The sequence below is a fragment of the Vibrio sp. V42_P2S4T144 genome, from assembly GCF_009904715.1.
GTDB lineage: Bacteria > Pseudomonadota > Gammaproteobacteria > Enterobacterales > Vibrionaceae > Vibrio > Vibrio alginolyticus.
Genome location: NZ_WXWS01000102.1, coordinates 1 through 2,661 on the forward strand (window position 1 = coordinate 1; position 2,661 = coordinate 2,661).

The 2,661-nt window shown below is 44.8% G+C and carries 2 protein-coding genes; both read right to left on the minus strand.

What is annotated here, in order from left to right; genetic code table 11:
* The coding region (locus tag CAG68_RS03310; RefSeq protein ID WP_161440791.1) for an FtsX-like permease family protein at positions 1-1,941 on the minus strand (1,941 nt) is incomplete at its 3' end.
* The gene (locus CAG68_RS03315; RefSeq protein ID WP_005376323.1) at positions 1,941-2,633 is read right to left on the minus strand and encodes an ABC transporter ATP-binding protein; all 693 of its coding nucleotides are present in this window, start codon (positions 2,631-2,633) and stop codon (positions 1,941-1,943) included. The genes CAG68_RS03315 and CAG68_RS03310, both read right to left, overlap by 1 nt.
* Between the last annotated feature and the right edge of the window lie 28 nt (positions 2,634-2,661).

Genomic DNA, 2,661 nt, shown 5'->3' on the forward strand with positions numbered 1-2,661 from the left:
CATCACGTCAGATGAGAAAATAAAATAAAAGTTAGGCTTCATGTCACGCCATTCGACATAACGGATGGTATCTACTACTGCATCGTAATTCTGGCTGTTTATTACAAAGCGCAGCGTATCACCGAGTTTTATGCCTAAGTCATTTGCTACATCCGCTTCTACAGATACACTCCCTTTGTTTGTCCATTCACCCGAAAGCACATCATTATATTCTGGTAGGGTATCTCCCCATGTCAGGTTTAGCTCTCGACGTATCGCGTCAGAACCTTCTCCTTCGTAATCAATCTCTTTGACGTTTTGACCGTTAATCTCTGTTAGTCGTCCACGAATTATTGGATAAGCTTGTGACCGCGTAACTCCATTTTTATCTAGGGTTTCTAGGTAGTTATCGAGCTCATAATCACCAATGTTCAAAGCGAACACATTTGGCGCGTCTGCAGGTAAGGTTCTCTCCCAATCCGCGAGAATATCGCTGCGCACAAGCCAAATGATAGACAGCAACATCAAAGATAATGCCAAAGCACCAAACTGTAGGCCGCTGGTTACTGGCGTCCGGTTGATACGACTCAACGCAAGCTTCATTGCAGGATGGGTTGACACACGTGCAAACAGCTTTGTGAGTGTGACGCTAACTGCTGCGAGTACCACAAACTGTACCGCTATACCAGTGAGCACGATCCAAACTAAGGTGTTATCTGCATACAGTAAAAGCAGTGGAACAACGGGAACTAGAACAAGTAACATTCGCTTCCAAGAACGTTGCGCTTTACCCTGCTGTAGCACTTCTAACGCGGGAGTTTTAATCAAGCCTAACAATGGTATACCGAGAGCAGGCACCGTAATCAAGACTGCTGAGATAAATGCCACCAAAAATGGTGTGACACCGTAACCAGGGAGTGGGTCGGGTAATAAGTCTTTGAGTGGAATGCGTAATAAATATTCCAGCCCGCTCCCTAACAATAGACCGACGACACTGGCACTAATGAGAAGGATTGTGACTTGAATAAATAACCACTTTTCAATCCATCGGCGGCTCGCACCAAGACTTTTCAACATCGCAATAGTTTGTGTCCGGCTGTTCACGTAATTTTGACAAGTAAGAACCAATGTTGTCGCCGCCATAATGATGACAATCGCTACGGTCAAAGACAGATACTGCGTCGTGCGTTCAAAAACCTCATTACTACGACTGGCAGTATCTTGCGTGCGCCAGCGATCGCTCGGAGAAAGCTGCGTATCATCTTGTAAGCTCTTTAGTGTTTTATCATCGGCTTGTAAAAACAGACGGTATTGAACTCGGCTCCCAACTTGAATTGCTCCTGTTTTATCTACGTCACTTTGATGAATGTATGCAGAAGGCATTTGCTGAAATGGATTAAAGCTCAAGCCAGGTTCCATCAATACTGCGCCTGATACAGTAAACTCGGCATCGCCTATCGTGACGCTGTCACCTGAGTTTACGTTTAGTTGAGTCATAATCCGCTCATCAAGCCAGAGTTGGTTCTCTTTAACGCGACCGGCCGGATTATTTTCAAGAACGAGCTCTCCCATTAAAGGGTAATTATCATCCACCGCCCTTACAGAAATAAGCTGCATACCATTATCGCTAAATGCCATAGTGGCAAATCGCGTCATCATCGAACGTTCAAGGTTTTCAGTCGAGGTTAACAACGTGTCCGGAATGGGATTAGCAGACACAAACACCGCATCTGCCGTTAATGCATCCTTCCCCTGCTTGACGATCACCTGCTCCATTCGTTCTGCTAATGCAGAAAGCGCAAAGATACTCGCAATCACGAGAATAAGAGCAACGCTAATAGGCCAAAGATTCCCCTGCCTTATTTCGCCGAAACTCCAACGTATCAAACTTTTATTCGACGAGTGCTGTGTTGTACTGTTTTGCTCTGTGGATGTTGCTTCACTTGATGATACTGCAGACATTATATCTCCTCCTTAAGCTCACCCGCCTCCATACGATAGATACGGTCACATCGGCTTGCTAGATGACCATCGTGTGTTACTAAAATCAGAGTTGTCCCGTGCTGTTCATTAAGATCGAATAGCAGCTCAATCACTTTGTCTGCGGTTTGATGGTCAAGATTGCCGGTAGGCTCGTCTGCGAACAACAGCTCAGGCTGTGTCATAAATGCACGCGCTAGCGCAACTCGCTGTTGTTCACCACCAGATAACTGGCTTGGTAAATGGTCGACACGTTTTTCCAATCCAACAGCAGCTAATAATTCCGCTGCTCTTGCTTCATCTTCGGCTTCACCACGTAAAAGACAAGGAAGCGTGACATTACGTAATGCACTCAAACTCGGGATTAACAAGAAACTTTGGAAAACGAAACCTAAAGAGTCAGCCCGAATTTTCGCACGTGCTTCATCGTCCAGTTTTGATAATTCATGACCTAATAAAGTAATTTCGCCTGATGTCGGCGTATCAAGACCAGCTAGCAACGTCATCAATGTTGACTTACCTGCACCGGAAGTTCCGACGATGGCGATTTTTTCTCCTTTTCGGATGTCAACATTTACGTCTTTGAGGATTGTTAATTGTTCTTGATTAGTAGAGACTTGTTTAGAAACCAAATTGGCTTGAACAATAGGTGCATTAAGTACAGGTGTTTGCATGATTCGTATACTTTCCTTAGTTCTATTT